This window comes from Rhodopseudomonas sp. RCAM05734 (assembly GCF_052658035.1).
In genome coordinates, this window is record NZ_CP199742.1 from 2,218,969 (window position 1) to 2,243,784 (window position 24,816).

Genomic DNA, 24,816 nt, shown 5'->3' on the forward strand with positions numbered 1-24,816 from the left:
CCACGCTCACAGGGGGACGCATGGCCGCGACGCAGGGGCAGGGGATCGACGACATCCTTCTGAACATCAGCCCGACCGGGCAGTCGGCGCTTGGCCTGGTGCTGGCGCTGATCATGTACGGCGTGGCGCTCGACCTGCGGGTGGCCGATTTCGTTGCCGTGTTCCGGCGCCCGGCGGCGCCGCTGGCCGGCCTCGTGGCGCGGCTGCTGGTGCTGCCGGCGGTGACCTGGGCGATCACCATGGCGCTGCAGCCGCGGCCCTCCATCGCGCTCGGCATGATGGTGGTGGCGGCCTGTCCCGGCGGCAATATCTCCAACCTGATCACCCACATGGCGCGCGGCAACACCGCGCTGTCGGTGTCGATGACCGGGCTCTCCAGCCTGCTCGCGGTGGTGACCACGCCGCTCAACATCCTATTCTGGGCCGGGCTCAATCCCCACACCGCCGCCCTCCTGCGCCAGGTCAGCGTCGAGCCGCTCTCCTTTATCGGTTCGACCGTGCTGCTGCTGGGCGTGCCCATGGTCGCCGGCCTGCTCACGGTGCGCTATCTGCCGCGCCTGGCGGACCGGCTGCGGCGGCCGCTGCAGATCCTGGCTTTCGTGTTCCTGATCGGCTTCATCGTCGCCGCCACCGCCAGCAACTGGCGCTACATCACGGTGTTCGCGCAGTCTGTGCTGCCGTTCGTGGTGCTGCACAACGCCGTGGCGGTGGGGCTCGGCTGGGGCGCCGCGCGGGTGCTGCGGCTGGACGAGGCCGACACCCGCGCGCTGACCATCGAGGTCAGCATGCACAATTCCGGGCTCGGCCTGGCGCTGATTCTCAACCAGTTCGACGGGCTCGGCGGCGCCGCTCTGGTCGCCGCAGGCTGGGGCGTCTGGCACCTGGTATCAGGCTGGGCGCTGGCTGCGTGGTGGAAGCGGCGCGATCCCGCGTCCGCACGTGAACAGGGGGCAGCATGAACGACCTGAGTGCGACACCGCGCGGCGTGCTGGTGACCGGCGCCGCCGGCTTCATCGGCAGCGCATTGCTGCGCGAACTGGCGGGGATGCCGGACGCCGGGGTCACGGCGCTGGACCTGCGCGAGGTCGCAGGCGGCGACCGTGTCGCCGGCATTGCTTATGAGACCGCCGACATCCGCGCGGAGCGGTTGAAGGAGATCGTCGCCCGGGTGGGGCCGCGCACGGTGGTGCATCTGGCCTCGGTGGTCGCGGTCGGCGGCGACCCGCGGCGTGACTACGAGATCGACGTGCTCGGCACCCGCAACGTGCTGGAAGCCTGCCTCGCCGCCGGCGTCGAGCATCTGATCGTCACCTCGAGCGGCGCCGCCTACGGCTACCACGCCGACAATCCGGTGCCGCTGCGCGAGAGCGATCCGCTGCGTGGCAATGCGGACTTCCCCTATGCCAGCAACAAGCGCGAGGTCGAGGAGATGCTGGCGCGCTGGCGCACCGAGCATCCGCAACTGCGCCAGACAGTGTTCCGGCCGTGCACCGTGCTGGGACCTTCCACTGACAACCAGATCACCGCGATGTTCGAACGCCCGGCGGTGATCGGTCTCAGCGGCACCGCGACGCCGTTCTCGCTGATCGCCGACAGCGACGTGGTGGCGGCGCTGGCGCAGGCGGTGCGCGACGGCCGCGGCGGCGTCTACAATCTGGCCAGCGATGGCACGCTAAGCCTGCGCGAGATCGCCCGCCTCAACGGCAAGCCGTATCTTCCAATCCCGCCAGCCGTGCTGAAGGGCGTGCTGTGGCTGCTGCAGACCCTGCGGCTGAGCAAGCTCGGTCCGGGCAACGTCAAGTTCATCCAGTACCGGCCGGTGCTCGACAACAGCAGGCTGAAGACCGAGTTCGGCTACACGCCGCGCTTCGACGCCCGCGCCGTGTTCGAGCGCTACCGCGACGGCCGCAGGGAGCGATCCTCATGAGCTACCTCGTGATCGGCGCCGGACCGGCGGGCCTCGCGGCACTACGCAGCCTGAAGGAGGCCGGCCTTGCGGCGCAGGCCGTGGAGCAGAACGCCGATGTCGGCGGCCAGTGGCTGTATGGCGCCGAGTCCAGCGCGGTCTATGCCTCGACCCACCTGATCTCGTCGAAACGCACCACGGCGTTCGCCGACTTTCCCATGCCGGAGGACTGGCCGGCTTATCCCAACCATGCCCAGGTGCTGGATTATCTGCGGGCCTATGCCCGGCATTTCGATCTCTATCCGCATATCCGCTTCAACACCGGTCTGCGCGCGCTGACCCGGCAGGGCACCGGTTGGCGCGCCGCCTTCAGCGACGGCAGCAGCGCCGACTATGCCGGCGTCATCATCGCCAATGGCCATCTCAGCGATCCCCTGATCCCGGCCACTGCCGGCGCCTTCGACGGGCCGGTGATGCACGCCAAGGACTACAAGACCGCGGATATCTTCGAGGGCAAGCGCGTGCTGGTGGTCGGCATGGGCAACACCGGCTGCGATATCGTGGTGGATGCCGTGCACCGCGCGAAGCAGGTGTTTTGGAGCGTGCGCGGCGGCAATCATTTCGTGCCGAAATTTCTCGCCGGCAAGCCGGCCGACGAGGGCAACCACAGACCGCGCCGCTTCATCATTCCGAAATGGCTGCGCGCGCGACTGCACGAACCAATCCTGCGCTTCGTCGTCGGCCCGCCGGAACGCTTCGGCCTGCCGAAGCCGGCGCACCGGCTGTACGACCGCACGCCGATCGTCAATTCGCTGGTGCTGCAGCATCTCGGCCAGGGCGACGTCAAGCTGCGGCCGCCGATCCGCGCCTTCGACGGGCAATCGGTGGTGTTCGCCGACGGCCGCTCCGACGAGGTCGACCTGGTGCTGCTGGCGACCGGCTATCGCATCACCTTTCCGTTCCTTGACGATCTCCGTCCGCTCGACTGGCAGGATGCGGCGGGCGCGCCAAAGCTGTTCATGAACATCTTTCCGCGTGAGGATAACGGCCTGTTCGTCGCCGGCCTGCTGGAAGGCGCCGGCGTTGGCTGGGAAGGGCGCGCGCTGCAGGCGCGGGTGATCGCCGCCTATCTTGGCGCCCGGGCGGCGCGGCCCGAGGCTGCCGCGGCGTTGCGTCAGGACATCACCAGTTGGTTCCAGAAACCGGCAGCTCGGGATGGCGGCGCGCACGGCCTGTTCGTGGATTTTCTCGCTTACAAGCGCGACCTGCAGCGCCTGCTCGCCCGGTTGAGTTGACACGGAGAGCGCCTATAAGTTTGCCTACCAAACATCTCAGCGGAGGACGTCATGGGCACATCGATCAGTTTCAAGCGGCCGGATGGCAAGGAAGCCCATGGCTATCTCGCCAATGCCGCCACCGGCAATGCGCCGGGCGTGGTGGTGATCCAGGAATGGTGGGGCCTGTCGGAACAGATCAAGGGCCTCGCCGACCGCTTCGCGCTGGCCGGCTTCGACGCGCTGGCACCGGATCTCTACAACGGCGTGGTGGTGCCCTATCACGACACGGACGCCGCCAACAAGGAAATGGGCTCGCTGGATTTCATTGACGCCACCGCCCAGACCGTGCGCGGCGCGGCGCAGTATCTGGCGCGTAACGGCGCCAAGGTCGGCCTCACCGGCTTCTGCCTCGGCGGCGCGGTGACCATCATCGGTGCTGCGAAGATTCCCGAGCTGGGCGCCGCCGTGGCGTTCTACGGCATCCCGCCGGAGCAGGCCGCGAAACCTTCCGACATCAAGGTGCCGCTGCAGGGCCATTTCGCCAGCCGCGACGACTGGTGCACCCCGGCGGTGGTCGACGGCTTTGAGGCCGGCCTGAAGGCCGCCGGCAAGACCGCCGAGTTCTTCCGCTACGAGGCCGACCACGCCTTCGTCAACGAACAGCGCGCCAGCGTGCATGACCGCGAAGCCGCCGAACTGGCCTGGGGCCGGGCGACGGCGTTCTTCAAGAAGCACCTGGGGTAAGGGAGCCGCGCATCGCATGCTGATCCGCCGTGCCCTTCTTGAGGACGCCGCCTCGGCATGCGATGCGCCGCTCCATCGCCGAGCTTTGCAGCGCCGATCATCAGGATGATCCGGAGATCCTGCGGCGCTGGCTCGCCAACAAGACGCCGCAACATTGGGCGGAATGGCTCGCTTATGAGGCCAACACGGTTTTCGTCGCCGTGGACGACGAAACGGTGCTCGCCGTCGGCGTGGTCAAGAACGACGGCGAGATTACCTGCAACTACGTCTCGCCGGATGCGCTATTCAAGGGTGTCAGCAAGGCCATGCTGGCGCAGCTCGAGGCTACGGCACGCGGGTTCGGCCACGACTCCTGCAACCTCGTGAGCACCGAAACGGCGCGCCGGTTCTATCTCGCCTGCGGTTACGAGCAGGTAGGGATCCCCGATGGCAAGTTCGGCACCGCTGGGGCCTATCCGATGCTGAAGCGGCTGGTCCGCGACTGACGCGCTGGCCGTTTCCTGCTATGCTTGCAGCAAGGGCATAAGAGGAGTCGACCATGATCGTCTCTAAACTGGCTGACAGCCTGATCGTCCGCCTATCCGACGACGACGTTAAGACGTTGGGCCTGAAGGAGGGCGACATCGTTCAGGTCAAGCCGCTGGACGTTACACCAGCGCGCCTGACCGACCCGGCTGAGCGTAAGGCCGCGCTGGACCGGTTGGAGCGTTTTCGCGGGATGATGCCGGCTGATTTCAAGTTCAATCGCGACGAGGCGAATGAGCGTTAGCTTCTTCGATTCGAACGTTCTGTTGTATCTGGCGTCAGACGAACCAGACCGAGTTCTTCGCGTGCGCCAGCTCGTTGACAGCGGTGGCATCATCAGCGTCCAGATTCTGAACGAAATGACAAGCGTGTCGCGCCGAAAGTTTGGCATGTCCTGGTCTGAAACCAGGGCGCTGCTTACTGAGATGCGGGATCTATTGGCGATCGTTCCGCTGACACCAGAGATCCATGAATCGGGCATCCGCCTCGCTGAGCGCTACGTGTTTGCCGTCTACGACAGCTTCATCGTCGCGGCGGCGCTGGCTGCCGACTGCGATACGCTATGGTCCGAGGATATGCAGAACGGCATGCTGGTCGAAGGCAGATTGCGGATCGCCAATCCGTTCAGGGCATAAGGCACGCTCTCCATGAGAATCGACGAGGCGTTGCCGCCTGACTTCACCATCTCCGACCTGCGCGACTGCCCCGAATTCTTCGATACCGTTGCCGACCGGATCTGGCAGGCGTGGTGGAAGCGACACGGTGTCCCGCTGGCCTATATCGTCGGGCGGCTGCGTGAGAACATGACAGGACGGGGGCTGCCGCTGGCGCTCGTGGCCCACCGCGCCGGCCAGTTCGCCGGCACTGCGTCGCTGATCACATCGGATCTGGACGAACGGCCGGCCTATACGCCGTGGGTGGCCGCGGTCTGGACCGAACCGGAGTTTCGCGGCCAGGGCATTGCCCCGGCCTTGATCGCGCGGGCCGCCGCCGCGGGCTTTGCCGCCGGCTTCCCGCGCATCTACCTCTGCGCCGCGAAGCCGCACCGTGTTTTCTACGAAAGGCTGGGCTGGACCCCGCTCGAGGACGATGTCGGGGATCTCCAGCTCACCATCTTCGTGAAGGAGGGGGCTGAGGAAGTGCCGGGTGGCCCACAAAACCCGCTTCGGTCGCCTTGACACCGGCCCTCCCGCCATGGTGTTTTGCCGCCATGAACACCGTCGTCCGCAACAGCCGTCTCTGGTGGCGCACCTCCTGAAGAGGTGGCCGGTGCGATTTTATCTTTTTCAATCGTCGGGGGCCGCCATCGCAGTGCGACGGCCCTTTGTTCGTTTGTCCTGTGTGGCGCTCCTCGCTCAAGTCTCCTAAGAGGACACCATGAACAGGACGGTTTTTCCCTTCCCGCCGACAGCCAGTACCAGACCGCCGGGGGCCTCAAGGTCGCCCGCCACGTCGCCACCTTTACCGGCGGCACGGCGCTCGACGACCTGATCGAGCTATTGGACCGCCGCCGCGGCGTGGTGCTGTCCTCGGGCACCACCGTGCCCGGCCGCTACGAGAGTTTCGATCTCGGCTTTTCCGATCCGCCGCTGCTGCTGGAGACCACCGGCGCCGATTTCACCGTCACCGCGCTGAACAAGCGCGGCCAGGTGCTGATCGCCTTCCTGGGCGACAGCCTGCGCGATCCCTGCCTGGTGATCAGCGAACGTACCGCGGTCCGCCTCAAGGGCCACATCGTCCGCGGCGAGGCCCCGGTCGACGAGGACCAGCGCACCCGTCGGGCCTCTGTGATGTCGCTGGTGCGCGAGATGGTGGCGCAGCTGTTCTCGTCGGCCGATCCGATGCTCGGCCTGTATGGCGCCTTCGCGTATGATCTGGTGTTCCAGATGGAAGACTTGCGACAGAAGCGCGCGCGCGAGGCCGACCAGCGCGACATCGTGCTGTATCTGCCAGACCGGTTGCTGGCCTATGACCGCGCCACCGGGCGCGGCGTGACGCTGTCCTACGACTTCACCTGGAAGGACCGTTCGACCCGCGACCTGCCGCGCGACACGCCGGAGCAGGGCTACAACAAGCAGCCGCGCCAGGGCTTTTCCGACCACGCCCCCGGCGACTATCAGCGCACCGTGGAAACCGCGCGCGCCGCCTTTGCCCGCGGCGACCTGTTCGAGGCGGTGCCCGGTCAATTGTTCGCCGAACCCTGCGAACGCTCGCCGGCGGAGGTGTTCCAGCGGCTCTGCGTCATCAACCCGTCGCCCTATGGCGCGCTGATGAATCTCGGCGACGGCGAGTTCCTGGTCGCGGCATCGCCCGAGATGTTCGTGCGCTCCGACGGCCGGCGCATCGAGACCTGCCCGATCTCCGGCACCATTGCCCGTGGCGTCGATGCCATCGGCGACGCCGAGCAGATCCGGCAATTGCTGAATTCGGAAAAGGACGAATTCGAACTCAACATGTGCACCGACGTCGACCGCAACGACAAGGCGCGGGTCTGCGTGCCCGGCTCGATCAAGGTGCTGGCGCGCCGCCAGATCGAGACCTACTCAAAGCTGTTTCACACCGTCGACCATGTCGAGGGCATGCTGCGGCCGGGCTTCGATGCGCTGGATGCGTTCCTGACTCATGCCTGGGCCGTCACCGTCACCGGCGCGCCGAAGAAGTGGGCGATGCAGTTCGTCGAGGACAATGAGCGCTCGAGCCGCCGCTGGTACGCCGGCGCGATCGGCGTTGTCACTTTCGACGGCGGCCTCAACACCGGCATCACCATCCGCACCATCCGCATGAAGGACGGCCTCGCCGAAGTCCGCGTCGGCGCGACGCTGCTGTTCGACAGCGATCCAGTTGCCGAAGAGAAAGAATGCCAGACCAAGGCCGCGGCCCTGTTTCAGGCCCTGCGTGGCGACGCGCCAAAACCGCTGTCGTCGTTCGCGCCGGATGCCTCCGGCTCCGGCAAGAAGGTGCTGCTGATCGACCACGACGACAGCTTTGTCCATATGCTCGCGGACTACTTCCGCCAGGTCGGCGCCAGCGTAACGGTGGTGCGCTACATCCATGCACAGAGCGTGCTGAACCGTGAAAAGTTCGACCTGCTGGTGCTGTCGCCGGGGCCGGGCCGGCCCGAGGATTTCGGCATCAAGGCCACCATCGATACCGCGCTCGAGAAGGATCTGCCGGTGTTCGGCGTCTGCCTCGGCGTGCAGGCGATCGGCGAGTATTTCGGCGGCGTGCTGGGCCAGCTTGCGCAGCCCGCGCATGGCCGGCCGTCGCGCGTTCAGACCCGCGGCGGCAAGCTCATGCAGGGCCTGCCCAACGAAATCGTCATCGGCCGCTATCATTCGCTGTTCGTCGAGCAGGACAGCATGCCCGCGGTGCTCACCGTCACCGCCACCACCGACGACGGCGTCGCCATGGCGCTCGAACACAAGACGCTGCCGGTCGGCGGCGTGCAGTTTCACCCGGAATCGCTGATGTCGCTGGGCGGCGACGTCGGCCTGCGCATCGTCGAGAACGCGTTCCGGCTCGGCCGCAACCTCAACTAACCTGCAATCCACTGAAAGACGTCGATGACACCTGAACTCGAACACGATCTCAAAGCCTCGGTCCGCACCATCGCGGACTATCCCAAGCCGGGCATCCTGTTTCGCGATATCACCACGCTGCTGGGCGATGCCCGCCTCGTTCCGCCGCGCGGTGGATGAGCTGGTGCAGCCCTGGGCCGGGCTGAAGATCGACAAGGTGGCCGGCATCGAGGCGCGCGGCTTCATCATCGGCGGCGCCATCGCGCACCAGCTCTCGGCGGGCTTCGTGCCGATCCGCAAGAAGGGCAAGCTGCCGCACACCACTGCGCGGATCGCCTATTCGCTGGAATACGGCCTCGACGAAATGGAAATCCATGTCGACGCCATCAAGCCCGGCGAGCGCGTCATTCTGGTGGACGACCTGATCGCCACCGGCGGCACTGCCGAAGGCGCGGTCAAGCTGATCCGCCAGATCGGCGCCGAAGTGATCGCGGCCTGTTTCATCATCGACCTGCCGGACATCGGCGGCGCCGCAAAACTGCGCGCCATGGGCGTGCCGGTGCGCACGCTGATGGCGTTCGACGGGCATTGAGACCACGCTCGGCTGTCGTCACCCGGCCTGCGCGCAATTGCGCGCCAGGACCGGGTGCCCCAGTAAGCGGCACCGCCGGTGATCGTCTCGAACCACGCGGAATACTGGGTCGCCCGCTTTCGCGGGCGATGACAGCCGTGAATGGTGCTACGAACTCTGCAGCAGCAGCCGCAACTCGATCTCGCGAAAGCTGAAATAGTTGGCGCGGATCCACTGGTGCAGTTCGGTGGAGGAATCCTGTTCCGAACGCAGGTAGCCGGTGAATGAGAATGTCAGCCGGTCGATATAGGTCTTCAGGAACACCGGCAGCGCGGCGATGCGCAGCACCCGGCCCCTGGCATAGGCGGCGGGCAATTCGCCGCGCAGCACGTGTTCATTGTCGATGGTGATCAAAGCGGCGGGCGGGATCTGCTCCTGTAGCATCGCATAAGCGCGTGCCGAGGTGCGGTCGGTGTCGGCGATGAACAGGATGATCGGGCTGATGCCGCGCCGCGCCGCCTCCTTCATGAAGCCGATCTCGGCGGTCATGCGGAAGAATTCATCGAAGGCGTGGTAGCCGAGGTCGATCACCTTGGCGATGTCGTCATTGACGATCAGGCGGTCCATCAGCGCCATCTTGCCGAAGGTGTCGTCGATCTCGGCGGTCTCGGTCAGCTTCGGCAGGTAGTCGAGCAGCGACGGTTCTTTCAGGTTGATGTCGAACGCCGTCACGCCGCCCCGCTGCAGCAGCAGAAATTCGCTCAGCAGTCGCGCCAGCAGCGTCTTGCCGACGATCGGGCGCGGGGAGCAGATGATGTAGACGGGCGTACGGCGCATGGCGGCAATATAGGGGACGGATCGGGTTTGTAGATGGAGAAAATCCGCCGGGGCGCCGCGGTGGTTTCACCTCTCCCCGAAGGGCGGGGAGAGGTGAAGAAGCCTACTTCTCGCCGGGGCGGGTGGCACCCGGCTTGTCGTTGACGAGGTCGGTCAGCTTGATGCGGTCGAATTCGCTCCAGACATTGGCCAGCCAGTGCCGGACATAGCCGCGCAGCACGAAGGAGTAGTTGGCGGCCTCGTCGTTGACGCCCTTGTTGGCGACGAATTTCAGGAACGGCACCGAAGACACTTCGACCTGCTCATAGGCCATCTCGTTGAGCTTCGGGATGGTGATCTCGACGGCGTCCTTGATGCGGTGGAAGTAGGAATTGTAGGTCGCCTGGTCCCATTCGAAGAAGCTGGTGTTGTTGATGAAGTTCTTCACCAGGAAGTATTTGGCGCCGTTCATGAAGCCGGCGGTCTCGGCGATCTCGTCCAGGGAGGCGATCGACGGGCCGAGGATGTGGAACACGGCGAAGGTGATCTGGCCGGATTTGGCGGCGTCGAGGAAACCGATGTCGCGCAGATTGGCGAGCGCCGTGGAGAGCAGGCCGGCGCGGACGTCGATCACGGTCACAGAGGGCGCGGAGGAGTTGAGCGTATCGAAGATCTTCATCTGGTCGGACGTGGTCGTCATGTCGACGATCTGGGTGATGTCCGGATGGAAGCGCTTCAGGGTGCCGCGCGGCGACTCGGTGTCGAAGGCGCGGGTCGGCACGTTGTTGGCGCTGAAATAATCCAGCACTGTGCGCGACACCGTGGTCTTGCCGACGCCGCCCTTGTCCGCGCCGACCACAATCACTGCTGGTTTAGCCATGAAATCCCCTACGACCTGAATTGATGGGAGCGCGCCAACGGTCCCGCGCGACTCGACCGCGCCGACACTAGCCCATGCCTGCTTTGGGCGCGAACATGGCAGAAACAAGGGAGATTTCAATCGCCTGGCGGCGCAGGTCCCCGGAATTGTGGGGTGGGGCCGTTACCCCAGGTTCGGTTGTCATCACCCGCGAAAGCGGGTGACCCAGTACACGCAGGCCGGAGTTGACTGGGTCCCCCGGTCCTGGCGCGCAATTGCGCGCAGGCCGGGGGACGTCGGTCGGCCTCACCCATGCCTGCCCCACGGTCCCTCCGCGGTGGCCGGCGGCGTTCCTGCCGGCTCCCCGGCGTCGCTCCACGGGCCGGATTGCGGGGCGGGCGCTTCGGTATCCGATGGCAGGGCCAGCCGGCCGGGGTCGTGCCCCCCGGCGAATTTCATCAGAGCGGCGATCCGGGAATCCACCGAGGGATGGGTGGCGAACAGATCGGCAAACCCTTCGCGGGGATTGTCGAGACACATTTCCATCACCGCCGAGGTGGCGCCCGGCAACTCGCCGCGGTTCTCGATTTTTCGCAAGGCGCGGATCATGGCGTCGGGGTTCTTGGTCAGTTCCACCGAACCGGCATCGGCCAGAAACTCGCGCGAGCGCGACAGCGCCAGCCGCACCACCAGCGACAGCGCCCAGGCCAACGCGATCAATACCACCGCGAGAATGATGACGAAGACGGCACCGCCGCCAGAGCCCTTGCTGTTGTTGTCGGACGACGATGACGACGAGCGCGACGAACGGAAGCCGCCGAAATTCATGCCGGAATTGAAGAACAGCCGGAAGAACAGTTCGGCGGTGAAGCCAACCACGCCGGCAATGATCACCGCCACCACCATCATCTGCACGTCGCCGTTGCGGATATGGGTCAGTTCGTGGCCGAGCACCGCCTCGATCTCATGGTCGTCCAGCGCGGCCAGCAGGCCGGTGGTCACCGTGATGGAATATTGCCGGGGATTGAGCCCGGTGGCGAAGGCGTTACGCGCTTCGGTATCCATGATCTTCAGTTTCGGCATCGGAATGCCGCGCGAGATGCACAGGTTCTCCAGCAGATTGTACAGCCGCGGCTGCTCCTGCCGCGTCACCTCCGTCCCGCCGGTGATGGCGTCGATCATGTTCTGGTGGAAGAAATAGGCAATCACGACCCACAGCGCCGCGCCGATGGTGGCGTAGGGCAGTGCCCTGATCAGATCGCGGGTCGCGGCATTGAGATAATACGACACCGAGCCATCGCTGTTGATCGCTACCTCGGCGATCAGCGCGCCGGCGAACACCATCACATAGATCAGCAGGAACAGACCGCCGAGCAGCAGCATCGAACGGGTCTTGTTCGCGGCGATGTGGGTGTAGAGACCGTAGGCGGCCATGAGATTTCCACTTGGATGAAACGCTGTCGCTCCCCTCCCCCTTGCGGGGAGGGTGGCCGGCCCTCTTGGGCCGGTCGGGTGGGGGGCCACAAACTCTGGAGCCCGCGGCACCCCCACCCCGGCCTCCGCTTCGCTCGGCCGACCCTCCCCGCAAGGGGGAGGGCTTCCGCGAGCGCAGTGCTGAATTAGAACTTCACCTGCGGCACGGTTTCGACCTGCGCGCGGCTTTCGCCGAGATCGAAGAATTGCTTCGGCGTGAAGCCGAAGGTGCCGGCGAACAAAGCGGCGGGCATCTGCTGGATGCCGGTGTTGTATTCCTGGACCGCATTGTTGAAGAAGCGGCGGCTGGCGGCGATCTTGTTCTCGATATCGGACAGCTCGGACTGCAACTGCTGGAAGTTGGCATTGGCCTTGAGGTCGGGATAGGCCTCCGACAGCGCGATCAGTTTGCCCAGCGCGCCGGACAGCTGGTTCTCGGCGGCGCCGATCTGCGCCGGGCCCTGCGCCGACATGGCGGCGTTGCGCGCCTTGATGACGTCGTCGAGGGTGCCGCGCTCATGCGCTGCATAGCCCTTCACGGTCTCGATCAGGTTGGGGATCAGGTCGTGGCGCTGCTTGAGCTGCACGTCGATGTCGGCAAACGACTGATTGACGCGCTGGCTCAGCGCCACCAGCCGGTTGTAGGCAGCAAAGGCGAAGAACACGAGAACAACGAGGACGCCAAGGACAATCCAGCCGGTCGACATGTGGCAACTCCCGATAGAGATCAATGCCGCAGCCTAGCCGAAAATTGCGGCACAGGGCAGGGGCCGCGGACGATGCGGCGAGCATTGGTCGGTGCGGGAGATCGATTAGTTCAAAAGCGCGCCCAGGCGAGGGCGATCGCTGAGCTCTGTCGCTTGCCCTCACCTGGAACCGAGCTTGCGTCCGGCTCCGACCTCTCCCGCAAGCGGGAGAGGTGAAGAAACAATCGAACCTACGGCTTGGCCATATGCCAGGCGCCGTTGAGAAACCCGTCGCCGTTGATATCGCCGGGGGCCATGTCCCTCTTGAAGGTGTAGAGCGGCTTGCCCTTGTAGGCCCACATCTTCTTGCCGTCGTCGCGCACCACGACGGTCATGTCGGCGGTCGGCTTGGCATCGTCGGCGGCCAGCAGCGCCGGCCAGTTTTCCGCGCAAGGGCCGTTGCACATGGACTTGCCGCCGGCATCCTTGTCGAAAGTGTAGAGCGTCATGCCCTTGGCGTCGACGAAGGTCTTGCCCTTGGCAGTGTCGGCGGTCTTCAGCATCTGCGCCGAGGCGGCGGACGCGCTGAGCATGAGAGTCAAAGCCGCGATCGCGGCAAATGTCCTGGACATGGCAACGTACTCCTGATGGATTTGATGGGGACGCGGTTGCGTCACAGAACAAACGCCGGGGCGGCGGGATTATTCCACCTTGCCCAACACTCAACTGTCATCGCCCGGCCTGGCGCGCACTTGCGCGCCGGGCCGGGCGACCCAGTAGACGCCGGCATTTGTGAATGAGCCGTGGCGGTGCCGGATACTGGGTCCCCGCATGCGCGGGGACGACAACGGAGTGCGGGAAGACAGCGGCGCGCTAGAGTCTGATTCTATTGGATTGAATCGTTTGGGATTCCCAAACCGCGCGAATTTTGATTCAAGTGCTGACTGTTTGGAGGTCAGCATGGATGGCGAAGGCTTATTCGAATGATCTGAGAGAACGGGCGGCGGCGTTGGTTGTTGGCGGCCGTTCCTGCAGGGAAGTTGCGACGCTTATGGGTGTGAGCGTGGCCAGCGTCGTCAAATGGTCGCAGCGGTTGCGGGCGACAGGCAGCGCAGCGGCCAAGCGGGTCGGGAACCAGCGACCTCGATCATTGATGGCGGAGCGGGATTGGTTATTGGCGCGTCTCGAAGCGGTCCCGGATCTGACGCTACGCGCCTTGGTGGTGGAGTTGCGCGAACGCGGCGTGGTGACGAGCTACGGCTCGGTGTGGCGCACGGTCCGAGATGCCCGGCTCAGCTTCAAAAAAAAGACGCTGTTCGCAACCGAGCAAGACCGGCCTGACGTGGCGCGCCGGCGTCTGCGCTGGAAAGCGCATCAAGCGACGTCGATCCCGCACGGCTGGTGTTTATCGACGAAACTTGGGCGAAGATCAACATGACACGCTTGCGCGGCTGGTCGCCCCGCGGCGCGAAGTTACTCGCGAAAGTTCCTCACGGCCACTGGCAGACGCTCACCTTCCTTGCGGCCCTGCGCAATGACCGCATCGATGCGCCTCTGGTACTCGACGGGCCGATCAATGGTGAGAGCTTCCTGGCCTGGGTTGAGCAAATGCTGGTCCCGACGCTGGCGTCGGGCGATATCGTGATCATGGACAATCTGGGCAGCCACAAGGGTCTCGCCGTCCGCCGGGCGATCCGCGCTGCCGGCGCACACCTGCTTTTCCTGCCGCCCTATAGCCCTGATCTCAACCCGATCGAACAGGTCTTCGCCAAGCTCAAGACACTCTTGCGCAAAGCTGCCGAACGCTCCGTCGACGCAATATGGCGCCGAATCGGAGCGCTCCTTCAGAACTTCCCGCCGCACGAATGCGCCAGCTATCTCAGAAACTCAGGATACGCTTCAACTTAAATGGATCAGACTCTAGTCCAACACCGCGTCGCCCCAGTCGATCTTGCGGAATTTTGCATAGGCCGCCTTGTCGCGGCGTGGTGCGGTGGTGATCGCGAGACCTGCGGCTGTGCAGAGCTTTGCGGTGATGGCGACCTTGGTCATGACCGGTTGCGCCAGCACGCGCGACGGCCGCATCGTCATCGGCGTGCGCGACAGCGCGACATAGATAAATTTTTCGTCCTCATAGGGAAGTTCTGCGGACTTGAGTTGTTTATGCACGCGGGAGCGTTGCAGGCGCTGGGTGAAATGGCACCAGTCCGGCTGGTGCAGCGGACACGCTTGGTCATGGGGGCATGGTGCGATCACCTGCGCACCGGCCGCGATCAGCCGTGCGCGCGCATCGAGGATGCGCTGCCAGCCGGCCGGCGTGCCGGGCTCGACGATGACAAGCGTGTCCAGCGTCTTCGCCCAGGCCCGGTCGATGAATATGGCGCGCTGCGCATCGGTCAACTCGTTGATCACATAGCTGGCGATCACCAGATCAGCCGGCGCTGCGTCGTCGAGTTTGGCGACGGCGTCGCCGAGTGTGTAGTTGCTGGCTGCGAGACGATGGCTGTGCCGGACGAGATCCAGCGCCAGCGTGCGCAGCGCCGGATTGGCATCGAGCAGCGCGAAGGCATTCAGCGACGCGAATGCTTCGGCTGCCGCCCAGGTCGCGGTGCCCGGCCCGGCGCCGCAATCGAGCAGGGTGCGCGGCGCGAAGTCCGGGCGGACCTGCTGCAGCGCATTGAGGCTGGCGATGACGGCGGCAAACGTCGCCGGCATCCGCGCCAGCGCATAGGCCAGTGCATCGGTCTCGGAGCGGATCGCGGTGGAGCCGCCGCCGGATCGGTAGGTCTTTGAGATGGCATCCGAGCGCGCCGCCGCGTCGTTGCGCGACAGGCCGTGCAGTTTCGTATTGAGAGCTGCGGTGAGTTCGGCGGGCAGGTCGGGGGCGGTCATCGCAACAGAGCGCCCTTCTTTTCCCTCCCCCAAAGCGCAGCGAAGCTGCGCGTGGTGGGGAGGGTGGCCCGGCGAAGCGTAGCGAAGCCGGGTCGGGTGGGGGGTGGTGTAGCATAGTCAATAGAGGGCGGGGCGCCCCCCCCACCCCGGCCTCCACTTCAGCAATGCTTCGTTCGGCCGACCCTCCCCACCGCAAGGGCGGGGGAGGGAAATCGCAGCCGCCGTCGTTTCAATTACGCCACTTGCTGATCGAGGATCTTGACCGCGTTCTCGAGATCGACCGAGACCAGCTGCGAGACGCCGCGCTCCGCCATGGTGACGCCGTAGAGGCGGTTCATCCGCGCCATGGTGATCGGGTTGTGGGTGATGGTGATGAAGCGCGTCTCGGTGGTCGAGGCCATCTCGTGCAGTAGGTTGCAGAAACGCTCCACGTTGTGGTCGTCGAGCGGCGCGTCGACTTCGTCGAGCACGCAGATCGGCGACGGGTTGGTCAGGAACACCGCGAAGATCAGCGCGAGTGCGGTCAGTGCCTGCTCGCCGCCGGACAGAAGCGACAGGGTCTGCGGCTTCTTGCCGGGCGGTTTTGCCACGATATCGAGACCCGCCTCGAGCGGATCGTCGCTCTCGATCAACTTCAATTCCGCCTCGCCGCCGCCGAACAGTTCGACGAACATCCGCTTGAAGTGGCCGTTGACGATGTCGAACGAGGTCAGCAGCCGCTCGCGGGCTTCCTTGTTGAGGCTCTGGATGCCCTGACGCAGCCGCTTGATGGCTTCGACCAGGTCGTCGCGCTCGGTGGCCAGGCTGTTGTGCGAGCCTTCGACCTCATTCAACTCTTCTTCCGCGCGAAGATTGACGGCGCCGAGCCGCTCGCGGTCGCGGCGCATCTTTTCCAGCTCGGCCTCGACCTCGTGCAGGTTGGGCAGGTCGTCGCCGTGCTTGAGTTCGGCCATGGCGGCGACCGCTTCCGGCTCCACTTCCAGCATGTCACGGATTTCCCGCTCGATGTCCTCGAGGCGGCGACGGGTGCCTTCCATGCGCTCGTCCGCGCGGGCGCAGGCCTCGCGGGCGCTCGACAGGGCCTCCAGCGACGACTTGGCGTCGCGGTCGGTCTCCTTCATGGCGTTTTCGGCGGTCTGCAGTGCGTCGGCAGCGAGCTGGCGCTCCTGCTCGGCGGTCTCTACTTCGCTGATCAGCGCGCGGCGCTTCTGCGCGTAGAGTTCGGGCGCATCTTCCAGCTCGGCGCGTTCGGCGGTGACTTCGGCGACACGCGACGCCACGGTCTCGACCTGCGAGGTGGCGCTGCGCTGGCGGTTCTGCCATTCGCTGCGCTCGGCGATGATCGCCTGCAGCCGGCGGTCGGCGAGCTCGGCGTCGCGCGCCAGCGCCTGGGCTTCGGCGCGCACCTGCGCGGCGAGCCGGCGATGGCCCTCGATCTCGCCGCGCACCGCGGCAAGCTGGGCTTCGGCATCGCCCGACGGCGGCAGCTCCTCGAGCGCCGCCATGGCGTTTTCGTGCATGGCTTCGGCTTCGGCGTGGTCGGCGGCGAGGCGGGTCTGGGCTTCGGTCAGCGCCGACTTGCGGGCGGCGTGGCGGTTGATCTCGCGTTCGGCATTGGCGTGGCGCTCGCGCGTCGCATCCAAGTCGCGGCGGGCGTTGCGCATGGCGTCGCGGGCGGCGGTCTCCGCGGCGGCGGCCTGCTTCAGCCGTGTTTCGGCGGATTCCAGCATCTCGCGCTTCTCGGCGGCTTCCTCGCGGGCCATTTCCAGCTCGGCCTCGATATCGGCGAGGCGGGCGCGTTCGGCAAGACGGCGGGCGGCGCCCGACGGCGCATGCGCGGCGGCGACGAAGCCGTCCCAGCGCCAGACGTCGCCTTCCAGCGACACCAGTCGCTGGCCGGTCTTCAGTTGCGACACCAGCGCGGCGCCCTGGTCCTTGGCAACGACGCCGATCTGCTTCAGACGGCGCGCCAGCTCGATCGGCGCATTGACGTGATCGGCGAGGCGTTCGACGCCTGCCGGCAATTCCGGGTCGCCCTCGACGACGCCAGTGCCGGTCCAGCGCATGGGCGCCGAGGGATCGACGGGCGCGTCGAGATCGTCGCCCAGCACGGCGCCGAGCGCTTTTTCATAGCCCTTGGAGACGGTGACGCCGTCGATGATCGGCGGCCACAGGTTCTTGGTCTCGCCATTGACCAGCTTGGCGATGGTGCGGGCTTCGGTTTCGAGGCGCTGCACGCGCTTGTCGGCTTCGTTGAGCGGCGCGCGCGAGGCTTCCAGCGCCTGGCGGGCCTGCACATGGGCGCTCTCGCTGTCGCCGGCATTGAATTCCGACTGCGCCAGGATTTCCTGCGCGGTCTCCATCAGGGCGGCGAGTTCGTCGAGATCGCCGAAGCCGGAGGTCTGCGCCACCAGGCGCTCGACCTCGGCCTGCACGCCGGCGATGTCCTGATCCAGCTTGGCAAGCTTGCCGCTATGGGCGCGGACGCTGTTGGCGAGCTGGTTGCGCTTGGCCGACTGGTCGGCATGGGCGGTGGTCAGTTCGGTGAAGGTGCGCTCGGCCATGGCGAGGATCGCCTCGGCCTCGGCGACGCGCTCGTTGACGCCGTCGCGCTGCTCGACGCGGCCCATGATTTCTTCCCGGAGCATCATGTCCTCGTCGTCGAGGCGCAGCAAAGCCGCCGCGGCGTCTTCCGACTGCTTCAATTCGCGGGCGACGTCGCTCTCGAACTGCGCCAGCCGGCGATCCAGCTCGGCGACGCGCTCCTTGGCGCGGACTTCCTCGCGGTCGAGCAGTTCGCGGGCATTGGTCAGGCGCTGCAGGGAGGCGGCGGCGCGGGCCTCGGCCTCGCGCAAAGCCGGCAGCTCGGAGGCGCGGATCGCCTGGATACGGGCGGATTCGCCCTGTTCGCGGGTCCGCTCGGCGAGCTCGCGGACATTGAGGTCATGGGTCTGCTGGGCCTCGGCCACGTCGGCATGGGCTTCCAGCCAGCGCAGGTGGAACAGGGTCGCCTCGGACTTGCGCACCTTCTGCGCCACTTCGCGGTAGCGGATCGCCTGGCGGGCCTGCTTCTTCAGGCCCTCCATCTGGCCGGACAGGCTGGCCGATCACGTCCTCGACGCGGGTGAGATTGGTTTCGGCGGCCTTGAGGCGCAGTTCGGCTTCGTGGCGGCGGGCATGCAGGCCGGCGACGCCGGCGGCGTCTTCCAGCACGCGGCGGCGCTGTTCCGGCTTGGCCTGGATGATTTCGCCGATCTTGCCCTGGTGGACGAGGGCGGGGAGCGCGCGCCGGTGGCGGCGTCGGCAAACAGGATCTGGACGTCGCGGGCGCGCACGTCGCGGCCGTTGATGCGGTAGGTGGAGCCGGCGTCACGCTCGATGCGGCGGGAAATCTCCAGCATTTCCATGTCGTTGACAGCGGCCGGCGCGGTCCGGTCGGCATTGTCGATGGTCATCACCACTTCGGCGTGGTTGCGCGAGGCGCGGTTGCCGGAGCCGGCGAAGATCACGGCATCCATGTCGGCCGCGCGCAGCGACTTGTGCGAGGTCTCGCCCATCGCCCAGCGCAGCGCCTCGACCAGATTCGACTTGCCGCAGCCGTTCGGCCCGACAACGCCGGTCAGACCGGGCTCGATGTGGAAATCGGTGGGTTCGACGAAGGACTTGAACCCGTGCAGGCGCAGGCGCGTGAGTTTCATGGACAGGTTACTCTATTCATCGAACAGGATGCGACAGGTCGCGATTCTCCAGCCGCCATCCTACCACATCTGGTAGAAAAGCGCTTCAGGAGACTCGCCCCTAGCGGTGATCAGGCCGGGACAATGGCGACATGGGCGCCGGAGGGCAACGGGGCCGTCGGGCTTTTCCAGAGGTGATTGCGGGGGAAAAAGGGGGGAAGGGCGCGATAAATGGCTTGGTGGATCGAAAGGCGGATGATCCCGCCCCTCAGGTCGTCACGTCAGGTCGTCATCGCTGAGATCGGTGAGCTTGATCAGGTGGTGTAGCCGCCCTCGTCCCCATCGCGCTTTCCTTCGCCTTGCGCGATCGGCTACGTTGCGCCGCAATGATGCGGGGACGGGCGCTTGTTTGACGGGTTTTACAAGGTCGAGTACCAGGCCGGCGACGTGGTCGGCCGCAGCGTGATGTATGTTCATGAGGGCCGGTTGCTGGGCGGCAATTCGGCTTTTGCCCATGTAGGCAGCTATGAGCGGGACGGCGACGAGATCGTGTGCCGGGTCGCCGGCCAGCGCCACACCGTCGATCCGCGCTTCCGCACGCTGTACGGCTCCGATGACGATCGCATCGTCACCCGCGGTCGCGCCGACGGGCCGCTCTATCGCTTCGCAGGCGGCCGGCCGCAGGACAATGGCATCACGTTCCGCTCGGTGATGACGCCGCTCGACGAGGAGTCGCTGCCTTTGGCGGGCACTGTCGGCGCCGGCGGCGCGGTCAACGGGCTGTATTCGGTGCAGATTCGGCTGCGCGACGGGCTGGCGGGCGGCCTCACCGGGGTGATGCTGCTGCGGGACGGCCGGCTGCTCGGCGGCGATGCGTGCTTCTATTATCTCGGCGCCTACAGCTCATCCGACGGCCAGTGGAGGGGCGAGATCGTCAACCAGGAGCACACGCCGGCCAGCGCCGATCCGATCTTCGGCGGCCACGAGGTCGGCATCGGCTTTTCGGGCCATTGCGACGCCCATGGCGCCGACTGGCGGGCCACTGCCTTCACCGGAAAACGCAGCCTGCAGCTCACCGCCACGCTGACGCTGCTGCATCAAAGCTGATGCGCGCTCAGATATCGCGGGCGTAGCCGCTCGGCCGCCGCGCCCCCGGCACCACGCAGACCGCCACGCACAGGCCGACCAGCGCCAGCCCGATCAGATCGATCAACAAATGTTCAAACATGAAATGCCCCCGAAAACCGTTAGAATGGGAGGCAAGTTTTTAAGCGGTCATTAACGCGTGGCGCGTTCGCGCAAGACGGTTAATGGCGGCGGGAACATCCGACTGTGGTGCCCCGGACGCGGTGCAGCGCAGGCGATGCGTAGCATCGCGGCGCTGCTCCGCAGATCCGGGACCGTACCGAACACCGCGTTCCCCAGCGGCCCCGGATCAGCAGCGCACCACGCGGCAAGTGCCGCGCGTTGCGCAGCATCCGGGGAGCGAGCGCCCAGATGCGTCAGCTCTTCAGGAGCGGGGTGATCTTCTTGGAGAATTCCTCGAACGAGGTTTCGCCGGTCAGCTTCTCGCCGTTGATGAAGAAGGTCGGGGTCGAGTTGACCTTGAGCACTTCGTTGGCGAACTTCTGGTCGGCGGCGATCTTGTCGAGCAGCGCCTGGTCCTTCAGGCAGTCCTCGACCGCCTGCTGGCTGAGGCCGGCCTGCTTGCCGATCCGGGTCAGGGTGGCGGCGGTGTCCTTCATGACCCAGTCGTTCTGCTGCTTGAACAACAGGTCGATCACGGCGAAGTACTTCGGCGCGTCGTTCTTGGCGATGCAGCGCGCCAGCATCGAGCCGGCAGCGGCCTTGATGTCGAGCGGGAATTCGCGGAACACGAAGCGGATCTTGCCGGTGTCGATGAAGGCTTCCTTGATCTTCGGGAACACCTGTTCGGTGAAGGCCGCGCAATGCGGGCAGGTCATCGAGGCATATTCGGTGACGGTCACGGCAGCGTCCTTGGGACCGAGCACCATGTCCGGCAGCGACACCGGCTTGGCGACATCGGCGGCGCTCTGGGCGAAGGCCTCGCCGATCAGCTGCAGCGGCGACAGGCCGATGGCCGCGGCGACGCCGGTGAGAGCGAGGGCGGCGGTGAAGTCACGGCGCGTGATGATCAACGGAATGCTCCATATCGGCGCGGCGCGCCCGTAAATGTCTGTGTTGGCTAGCTTGAAACCACAATTGTGGCAAGCGCGCGCCGCTCACGGCGGCGGCTGCCGGCTCAATTTCGCTTGATCGCCGCGCCCAGCCGGGCCAGCGCCTCGCGCAATTCCTCATCCTCCACCGAGCCGAGCGTCTGCCCGACCCGGGCGACGGCGGCGGGGTCGAGCGGCGCGATGGTCTTGCGGACCTTGGGCCGGCTGAGCGGCGCCTGGCGCAGCGCGATCTTGCCGATCGCATTCCAGCCGAAGAAGCGGTTGACCCGCTGCAGGATGGCGTCGGAGGAATGCTGGATCTCCAGCGCCATCGGTCCCTCGACGCGCAGGATCAGGGTGGCCGGCTGCTCGGGCTGGCCTTCCACCGGCCGCGGCCACTGGATCTTCAGCGGCTCGGAGAATTTGGCCACGTCGGCGCCGGCGATCTCGGCCCAGCGGGTCACCAGTTCCCGCGACGCAAAGCCCTGCTTGGCATAGGCGTCGGCAAATACCCCGCCGAGCAGCAGGGACAGGGGTTTTGCCGAGATGTAGCCGGGCTTTCGCATGCTGCGTTCTAGCACCTTGCGTGGGGCAGTGCAGCCGGAGTTATGCAGCGTGGGGGCGGTTGTAGGATGGGTTGAGCCCTTGCGAAACCCATCGACTTGCTGCCGAGGGATTGATGGGTTTCGCGAAGGGCTCAACCCATCCTACGCACTGGCCACGGCCTGATTCTGATTTTACAATGCGGCGTGCCCGCCTCAACAGTCATCAAAGCCCGTAAGACAAAAGCCGCCTTCGCCGCCGCCGACCGTCCGGCGCAACTGCTCGCCTGGTACGACCGGCACCGGCGCAAACTGCCGTGGCGGCCGCTGCCGGGTGGCACCATCGATCCGTACCGGGTCTGGCTGTCGGAAATCATGCTGCAGCAGACCACGGTGCAGGCGGTCGGTCCCTATTTCGAGAAATTCCTCGCGCGCTGGCCGACGGTGGCCGATCTCGGCGCGGCCTCGCAGGATGACGTGCTGCGGATGTGGGCCGGGCTCGGCTATTACTCGCGCGCCCGTAACCTGCACGCCTGCGCGGTGGCGGTGCTGCGCGACCATGGCGGCGCCTTTCCGGATACCGAAGCGGGGCTGCGCAGCCTGCCGGGCATCGGGCCATATACGGCCTCGGCCATCGCGGCCATCGCCTTTGCCCGTCAGTGCATGCCGGTGGACGGCAACATCGAGCGCGTGGTGTCGCGGCTTTATGCCGTCGAAGAAGCGCTGCCCAGGGCGAAGCCGCAGATCCAGGCGCTGGCCACCACCTTGCTCGGACCAAAGCGCGCCGGCGACAGCGCGCAGGCGCTGATGGATCTCGGCTCGACCATCTGCACGCCGAAGAAGCCGGCCTGCGCGCTGTGCCCGATCAATGACGGCTGCGCGGCGCGCAGGCGCGGCGACCAGGAGACGTTCCCGCGCAAGGCGCCGAAGAAGACCGGGCTGCTACGGCGCGGTGCCGCCTTCGTGGTGACGCGCGGCGAAGAGTTGCTGGTGCGCACCCGCGCCGAAAAAGGCCTGCTCGGCGGCATGACCGAGGTGCCGGTGTCGGATTGGCTGGCCGGCCATGACGACAAGGCGGCGCTGGCCCAGGCGCCGGCGTTGAAGAGCGTGGCGCGCTGGCATCGCAAGGTCGGCGTGGTCAGTCATGTGTTCACGCATTTTCCGCTGGAGCTGGTGGTCTACACGGCGCAGGTGCCGGCGCGCAGCCGTGCGCCTGATGGCATGCGCTGGGTGCCGGTGGCCACCTTGCACGACGAGGCGCTGCCCAACCTGATGCGCAAGGTGATCGCCCACGGGCTCGGCTGACGCTCAGGCGACCTGCGAACCCGGCGTCAGTCTGGCCGGCTCGAACACCGTCCGGTTGCGACCGTCGTTTTTCGCCTGATACAGGCCCTGGTCGGCGCGCTCGATGATGTCCTGCACGTCGCGGTCGTTGTCCGCCAGCAGGGCGATGCCGATCGAGACGGTCGCCGAAATCCGCGTCGCGCCTTCGCCGACGGCGGTCTGCTCGATCATACGGCGAATGCGGTCGGCCACGATCCGTGCGTCGCCCTCATCGACCTCGCGCAGCAGCACCATGAATTCCTCGCCGCCGAACCGCGCCGCGCGGTCGGTGGCCTTGATGTTGCCGACGATGATGCCGGCGATGTGTTTTATGGCGCCGTCACCGGCGGCATGGCCATGGCGGTCGTTGATCTGCTTGAAATGATCGATGTCGATCATCAGCACCGCCATGCTGCGCCGGTAGCGCAGGCTGAAGGCCATGGCGTCGTCGGCGGCAGCCAGAAAGGCGCGGCGGTTCATCAGGTCGGTGAGGAAGTCGGTGTCAGCCAGCCGCCGCAACTTGCTGATGTCATCCTTGAACTGCATGGCGTTCTCGGTGGCGCGCGCTTCAGCTACCCTGGTCTGCTCTTCGGCGAAGCCGATACGACGCAGCAGCGAGCGCAGGGCGCGCGTCGGCTGCACCACTTCCACCGAGCCGTTGTGGCGCGGCAGCATGGTCGGCCCCGAGGCGCGTCCGATCCGGTCTGCCTCGATCGTGATGGCGCGGATCGGCCGTGAAATGCGCAGCGCGATGAAGAACGCGAAGGCGACGCCGGCCAGCCCGGTGATCGCGCCGGTGATGAGGATGGTCTTGGCGGAGCGAACCGCTGCGGCGAGTGCCACGCTGGCCGGCTGGCTCGCGGTGACGATCCAATCCAGCCCCTGATAGTCGCGGTGCCCCTTGCCGACATAGAACGCTGTCAGCATGGAGGTTGCGCCGGCGGTTTCGACGAACGCGCCCGAGCGGGATGCAAGAATGTCACTCAGGCGGCTACCGCTGAACTTGACGGTGCCGGGGCTCTGGCCGACCAGAACGGTGCCGCTGCGCGACGTCACGGCGATCCGGGTGTCGGTATTGCCGTCGTTGTCTTCGGCGTTGGCGATCAGGCTGCGCGCCCAGTCCCAGTTCAGGTGGCCGCCCAGCACACCGATGACGTCGCCGGGGCTGTCCCTGACGGGAACCGCGATGTCGACAAAACGATAGGGCTCTCCGTCGGCGCGCTGCGCCAGCAGCGACGACAGCAACTGCGCCTCGTGCACGTCGCCGATCGTGCTCTCGCTGAGGCCGGCCTTGAACCATGGACGCGCGGCAACGGACACCCCTTCCAGCAGGCCTCCGGTCGCCGCCGCCACCATGCCGTCAGAGCGCGCAAAGCCGATCCATGCGAAATCGGAAAACGAATGCTGCAACTGATTGAGCGCCTTGCGCAGGGTTGCGGGGTCATTCTGCCAAAGCGTGCGGAGCGTCTCCAGTTCGGAGAACAGGCGCACTTCCTGCTGGCGCACCGCCATGTAGCGATCCAGCCGCTCGGCGGTGGTGGAGGCCACGCTGGCCAGCCGGATGTTCACCTGCGAGGCGGTGTTGCTGTAACTGACGAACGCCGCCCCGATGGCGAGCAACCCGACCAGGATCACACTCAACGCCGCCACCGCCGCGGCAATCTGCGTGCGGACCGTCAGGCGATCCTCGAAGGCGTGAAGCAGGCCCGTCAGTTCTTTCAACAACATGTATCGATGGGTCCTGTTGGTTCGCCTTCTGACATAGTGCTGTTGCGATTTGCTAACGGTGGTCCGACGCGTTGCGATCATGTTGAACGTCGTGTGAACGGC

The 24,816-nt window shown here is 66.1% G+C and carries 20 protein-coding genes and 3 pseudogenes; 13 read left to right on the plus strand and 10 right to left on the minus strand.

What is annotated here, in order from left to right; genetic code table 11:
* The first annotated feature begins 20 nt into the window (after positions 1–20).
* From ACUXVA_RS10505 to ACUXVA_RS10550, 10 genes and pseudogenes are all read left to right on the plus strand, one after another.
* The gene (locus ACUXVA_RS10505; RefSeq protein WP_445492022.1) at positions 21–959 is read left to right on the plus strand and encodes a bile acid:sodium symporter family protein; all 939 of its coding nucleotides are present in this window, start codon (positions 21–23) and stop codon (positions 957–959) included.
* Positions 956–1,927 (plus strand): SDR family oxidoreductase, encoded by a 972-nt coding sequence (locus tag ACUXVA_RS10510; RefSeq protein ID WP_445492024.1) that lies wholly within the window; start codon positions 956–958, stop codon positions 1,925–1,927. Before ACUXVA_RS10505 ends, ACUXVA_RS10510 begins: the two co-directional genes overlap by 4 nt.
* Complete coding sequence (locus ACUXVA_RS10515) at positions 1,924–3,201, plus strand: flavin-containing monooxygenase (RefSeq protein ID WP_445492026.1); 1,278 nt, start codon at positions 1,924–1,926, stop codon at positions 3,199–3,201. Before ACUXVA_RS10510 ends, ACUXVA_RS10515 begins: the two co-directional genes overlap by 4 nt.
* A 51-nt stretch (positions 3,202–3,252) precedes the next feature.
* A complete protein-coding gene (locus tag ACUXVA_RS10520) occupies positions 3,253–3,927 on the plus strand; it encodes a dienelactone hydrolase family protein (protein WP_265080354.1) in 675 nt (224 codons plus the stop codon).
* A 62-nt stretch (positions 3,928–3,989) separates the two neighbouring features.
* Positions 3,990–4,412, plus strand: coding sequence for a GNAT family N-acetyltransferase (locus ACUXVA_RS10525; RefSeq protein ID WP_320109670.1), 423 nt, complete (start codon positions 3,990–3,992; stop codon positions 4,410–4,412).
* A 53-nt stretch (positions 4,413–4,465) separates the two neighbouring features.
* On the plus strand, positions 4,466–4,696 hold the full coding sequence (locus tag ACUXVA_RS10530) for an AbrB/MazE/SpoVT family DNA-binding domain-containing protein (RefSeq protein ID WP_445492029.1): 231 nt from the start codon (positions 4,466–4,468) through the stop codon (positions 4,694–4,696).
* Entirely contained in the window at positions 4,686–5,087 is a 402-nt protein-coding gene (locus tag ACUXVA_RS10535) for a PIN domain-containing protein (RefSeq protein ID WP_445492031.1), read from the plus strand. The genes ACUXVA_RS10530 and ACUXVA_RS10535 overlap by 11 nt, the downstream gene beginning before the upstream one ends.
* Positions 5,088–5,099: 12 nt before the next feature.
* Positions 5,100–5,630 carry a GNAT family N-acetyltransferase gene (locus tag ACUXVA_RS10540; protein WP_445492033.1) on the plus strand — a complete coding sequence of 177 codons (531 nt, stop codon included), beginning with the start codon at positions 5,100–5,102 and terminating at the stop codon, positions 5,628–5,630.
* 199 nt (positions 5,631–5,829) lie between these two features.
* Positions 5,830–7,991, plus strand: a pseudogene (locus ACUXVA_RS10545) (anthranilate synthase component I).
* 24 nt (positions 7,992–8,015) lie between these two features.
* Positions 8,016–8,562 (plus strand): annotated as a pseudogene (locus ACUXVA_RS10550) (adenine phosphoribosyltransferase).
* Positions 8,563–8,709: 147 nt separating this feature from the next.
* Here ACUXVA_RS10550 and ACUXVA_RS10555 read toward each other — a convergent pair.
* The 5 genes from ACUXVA_RS10555 to ACUXVA_RS10575 all read right to left on the minus strand — a co-directional run bounded on the left by ACUXVA_RS10555 (position 8,710) and on the right by ACUXVA_RS10575 (position 13,007).
* Positions 8,710–9,378, minus strand: coding sequence for a hypothetical protein (locus tag ACUXVA_RS10555; protein WP_445492035.1), 669 nt, complete (start codon positions 9,376–9,378; stop codon positions 8,710–8,712).
* Between the two features lie 103 nt (positions 9,379–9,481).
* Positions 9,482–10,237, minus strand: a complete 756-nt coding sequence (locus ACUXVA_RS10560) for a hypothetical protein (protein ID WP_265080349.1) — start codon at positions 10,235–10,237, stop codon at positions 9,482–9,484.
* A gap of 285 nt (positions 10,238–10,522) precedes the next feature.
* Complete coding sequence (locus tag ACUXVA_RS10565; RefSeq protein WP_445492037.1) at positions 10,523–11,650, minus strand: M48 family metallopeptidase; 1,128 nt, start codon at positions 11,648–11,650, stop codon at positions 10,523–10,525.
* 185 nt (positions 11,651–11,835) lie between these two features.
* The gene (locus tag ACUXVA_RS10570; protein WP_265080348.1) at positions 11,836–12,396 is read right to left on the minus strand and encodes a LemA family protein; all 561 of its coding nucleotides are present in this window, start codon (positions 12,394–12,396) and stop codon (positions 11,836–11,838) included.
* 230 nt (positions 12,397–12,626) lie between these two features.
* The gene (locus ACUXVA_RS10575; protein ID WP_265080347.1) at positions 12,627–13,007 is read right to left on the minus strand and encodes a COG4315 family predicted lipoprotein; all 381 of its coding nucleotides are present in this window, start codon (positions 13,005–13,007) and stop codon (positions 12,627–12,629) included.
* 332 nt (positions 13,008–13,339) lie between these two features.
* Between ACUXVA_RS10575 and ACUXVA_RS10580 the strand changes: the two genes are divergently transcribed.
* Positions 13,340–14,283, plus strand: a protein-coding gene (locus ACUXVA_RS10580; RefSeq protein ID WP_445492040.1) for an IS630 family transposase whose coding sequence is annotated in 2 segments (ribosomal slippage) — positions 13,340–13,757 and positions 13,757–14,283 — 945 coding nt in all. Because the reading frame shifts where the segments join, the coding sequence is not laid out codon by codon here.
* Positions 14,284–14,295: 12 nt separating this feature from the next.
* Here the strand turns inward: ACUXVA_RS10580 and ACUXVA_RS10585 are convergent.
* Both ACUXVA_RS10585 and ACUXVA_RS10590 read right to left on the minus strand, forming a co-directional pair.
* Positions 14,296–15,267, minus strand: coding sequence for a small ribosomal subunit Rsm22 family protein (locus ACUXVA_RS10585; protein ID WP_265080346.1), 972 nt, complete (start codon positions 15,265–15,267; stop codon positions 14,296–14,298).
* Between the two features lie 233 nt (positions 15,268–15,500).
* A pseudogene (locus ACUXVA_RS10590) lies at positions 15,501–18,965 on the minus strand (chromosome segregation SMC family protein).
* Positions 18,966–19,349: 384 nt separating this feature from the next.
* On the opposite strand from ACUXVA_RS10590, the gene ACUXVA_RS10595 reads away from it, so the two are divergent.
* Positions 19,350–20,051 carry a GrlR family regulatory protein gene (locus tag ACUXVA_RS10595; protein ID WP_265080345.1) on the plus strand — a complete coding sequence of 234 codons (702 nt, stop codon included), beginning with the start codon at positions 19,350–19,352 and terminating at the stop codon, positions 20,049–20,051.
* A 395-nt stretch (positions 20,052–20,446) separates the two neighbouring features.
* On the opposite strand, the gene ACUXVA_RS10600 is transcribed toward ACUXVA_RS10595, so the two are convergent.
* On the minus strand, positions 20,447–21,103 hold the full coding sequence (locus ACUXVA_RS10600; protein WP_445492043.1) for a DsbA family protein: 657 nt from the start codon (positions 21,101–21,103) through the stop codon (positions 20,447–20,449).
* A 104-nt stretch (positions 21,104–21,207) separates the two neighbouring features.
* Complete coding sequence (locus tag ACUXVA_RS10605) at positions 21,208–21,687, minus strand: DUF721 domain-containing protein (protein WP_265080343.1); 480 nt, start codon at positions 21,685–21,687, stop codon at positions 21,208–21,210.
* Between the two features lie 183 nt (positions 21,688–21,870).
* Here ACUXVA_RS10605 and mutY point away from each other — a divergent pair, with 183 nt between their 5' ends.
* Positions 21,871–22,968 carry an A/G-specific adenine glycosylase gene (gene mutY, locus ACUXVA_RS10610; protein WP_445492045.1) on the plus strand — a complete coding sequence of 366 codons (1,098 nt, stop codon included), beginning with the start codon at positions 21,871–21,873 and terminating at the stop codon, positions 22,966–22,968.
* 3 nt (positions 22,969–22,971) lie between these two features.
* Here mutY and ACUXVA_RS10615 read toward each other — a convergent pair whose 3' ends face one another.
* Entirely contained in the window at positions 22,972–24,714 is a 1,743-nt protein-coding gene (locus tag ACUXVA_RS10615) for a sensor domain-containing diguanylate cyclase (protein WP_445492047.1), read from the minus strand.
* Positions 24,715–24,816: the final 102 nt, after the last annotated feature.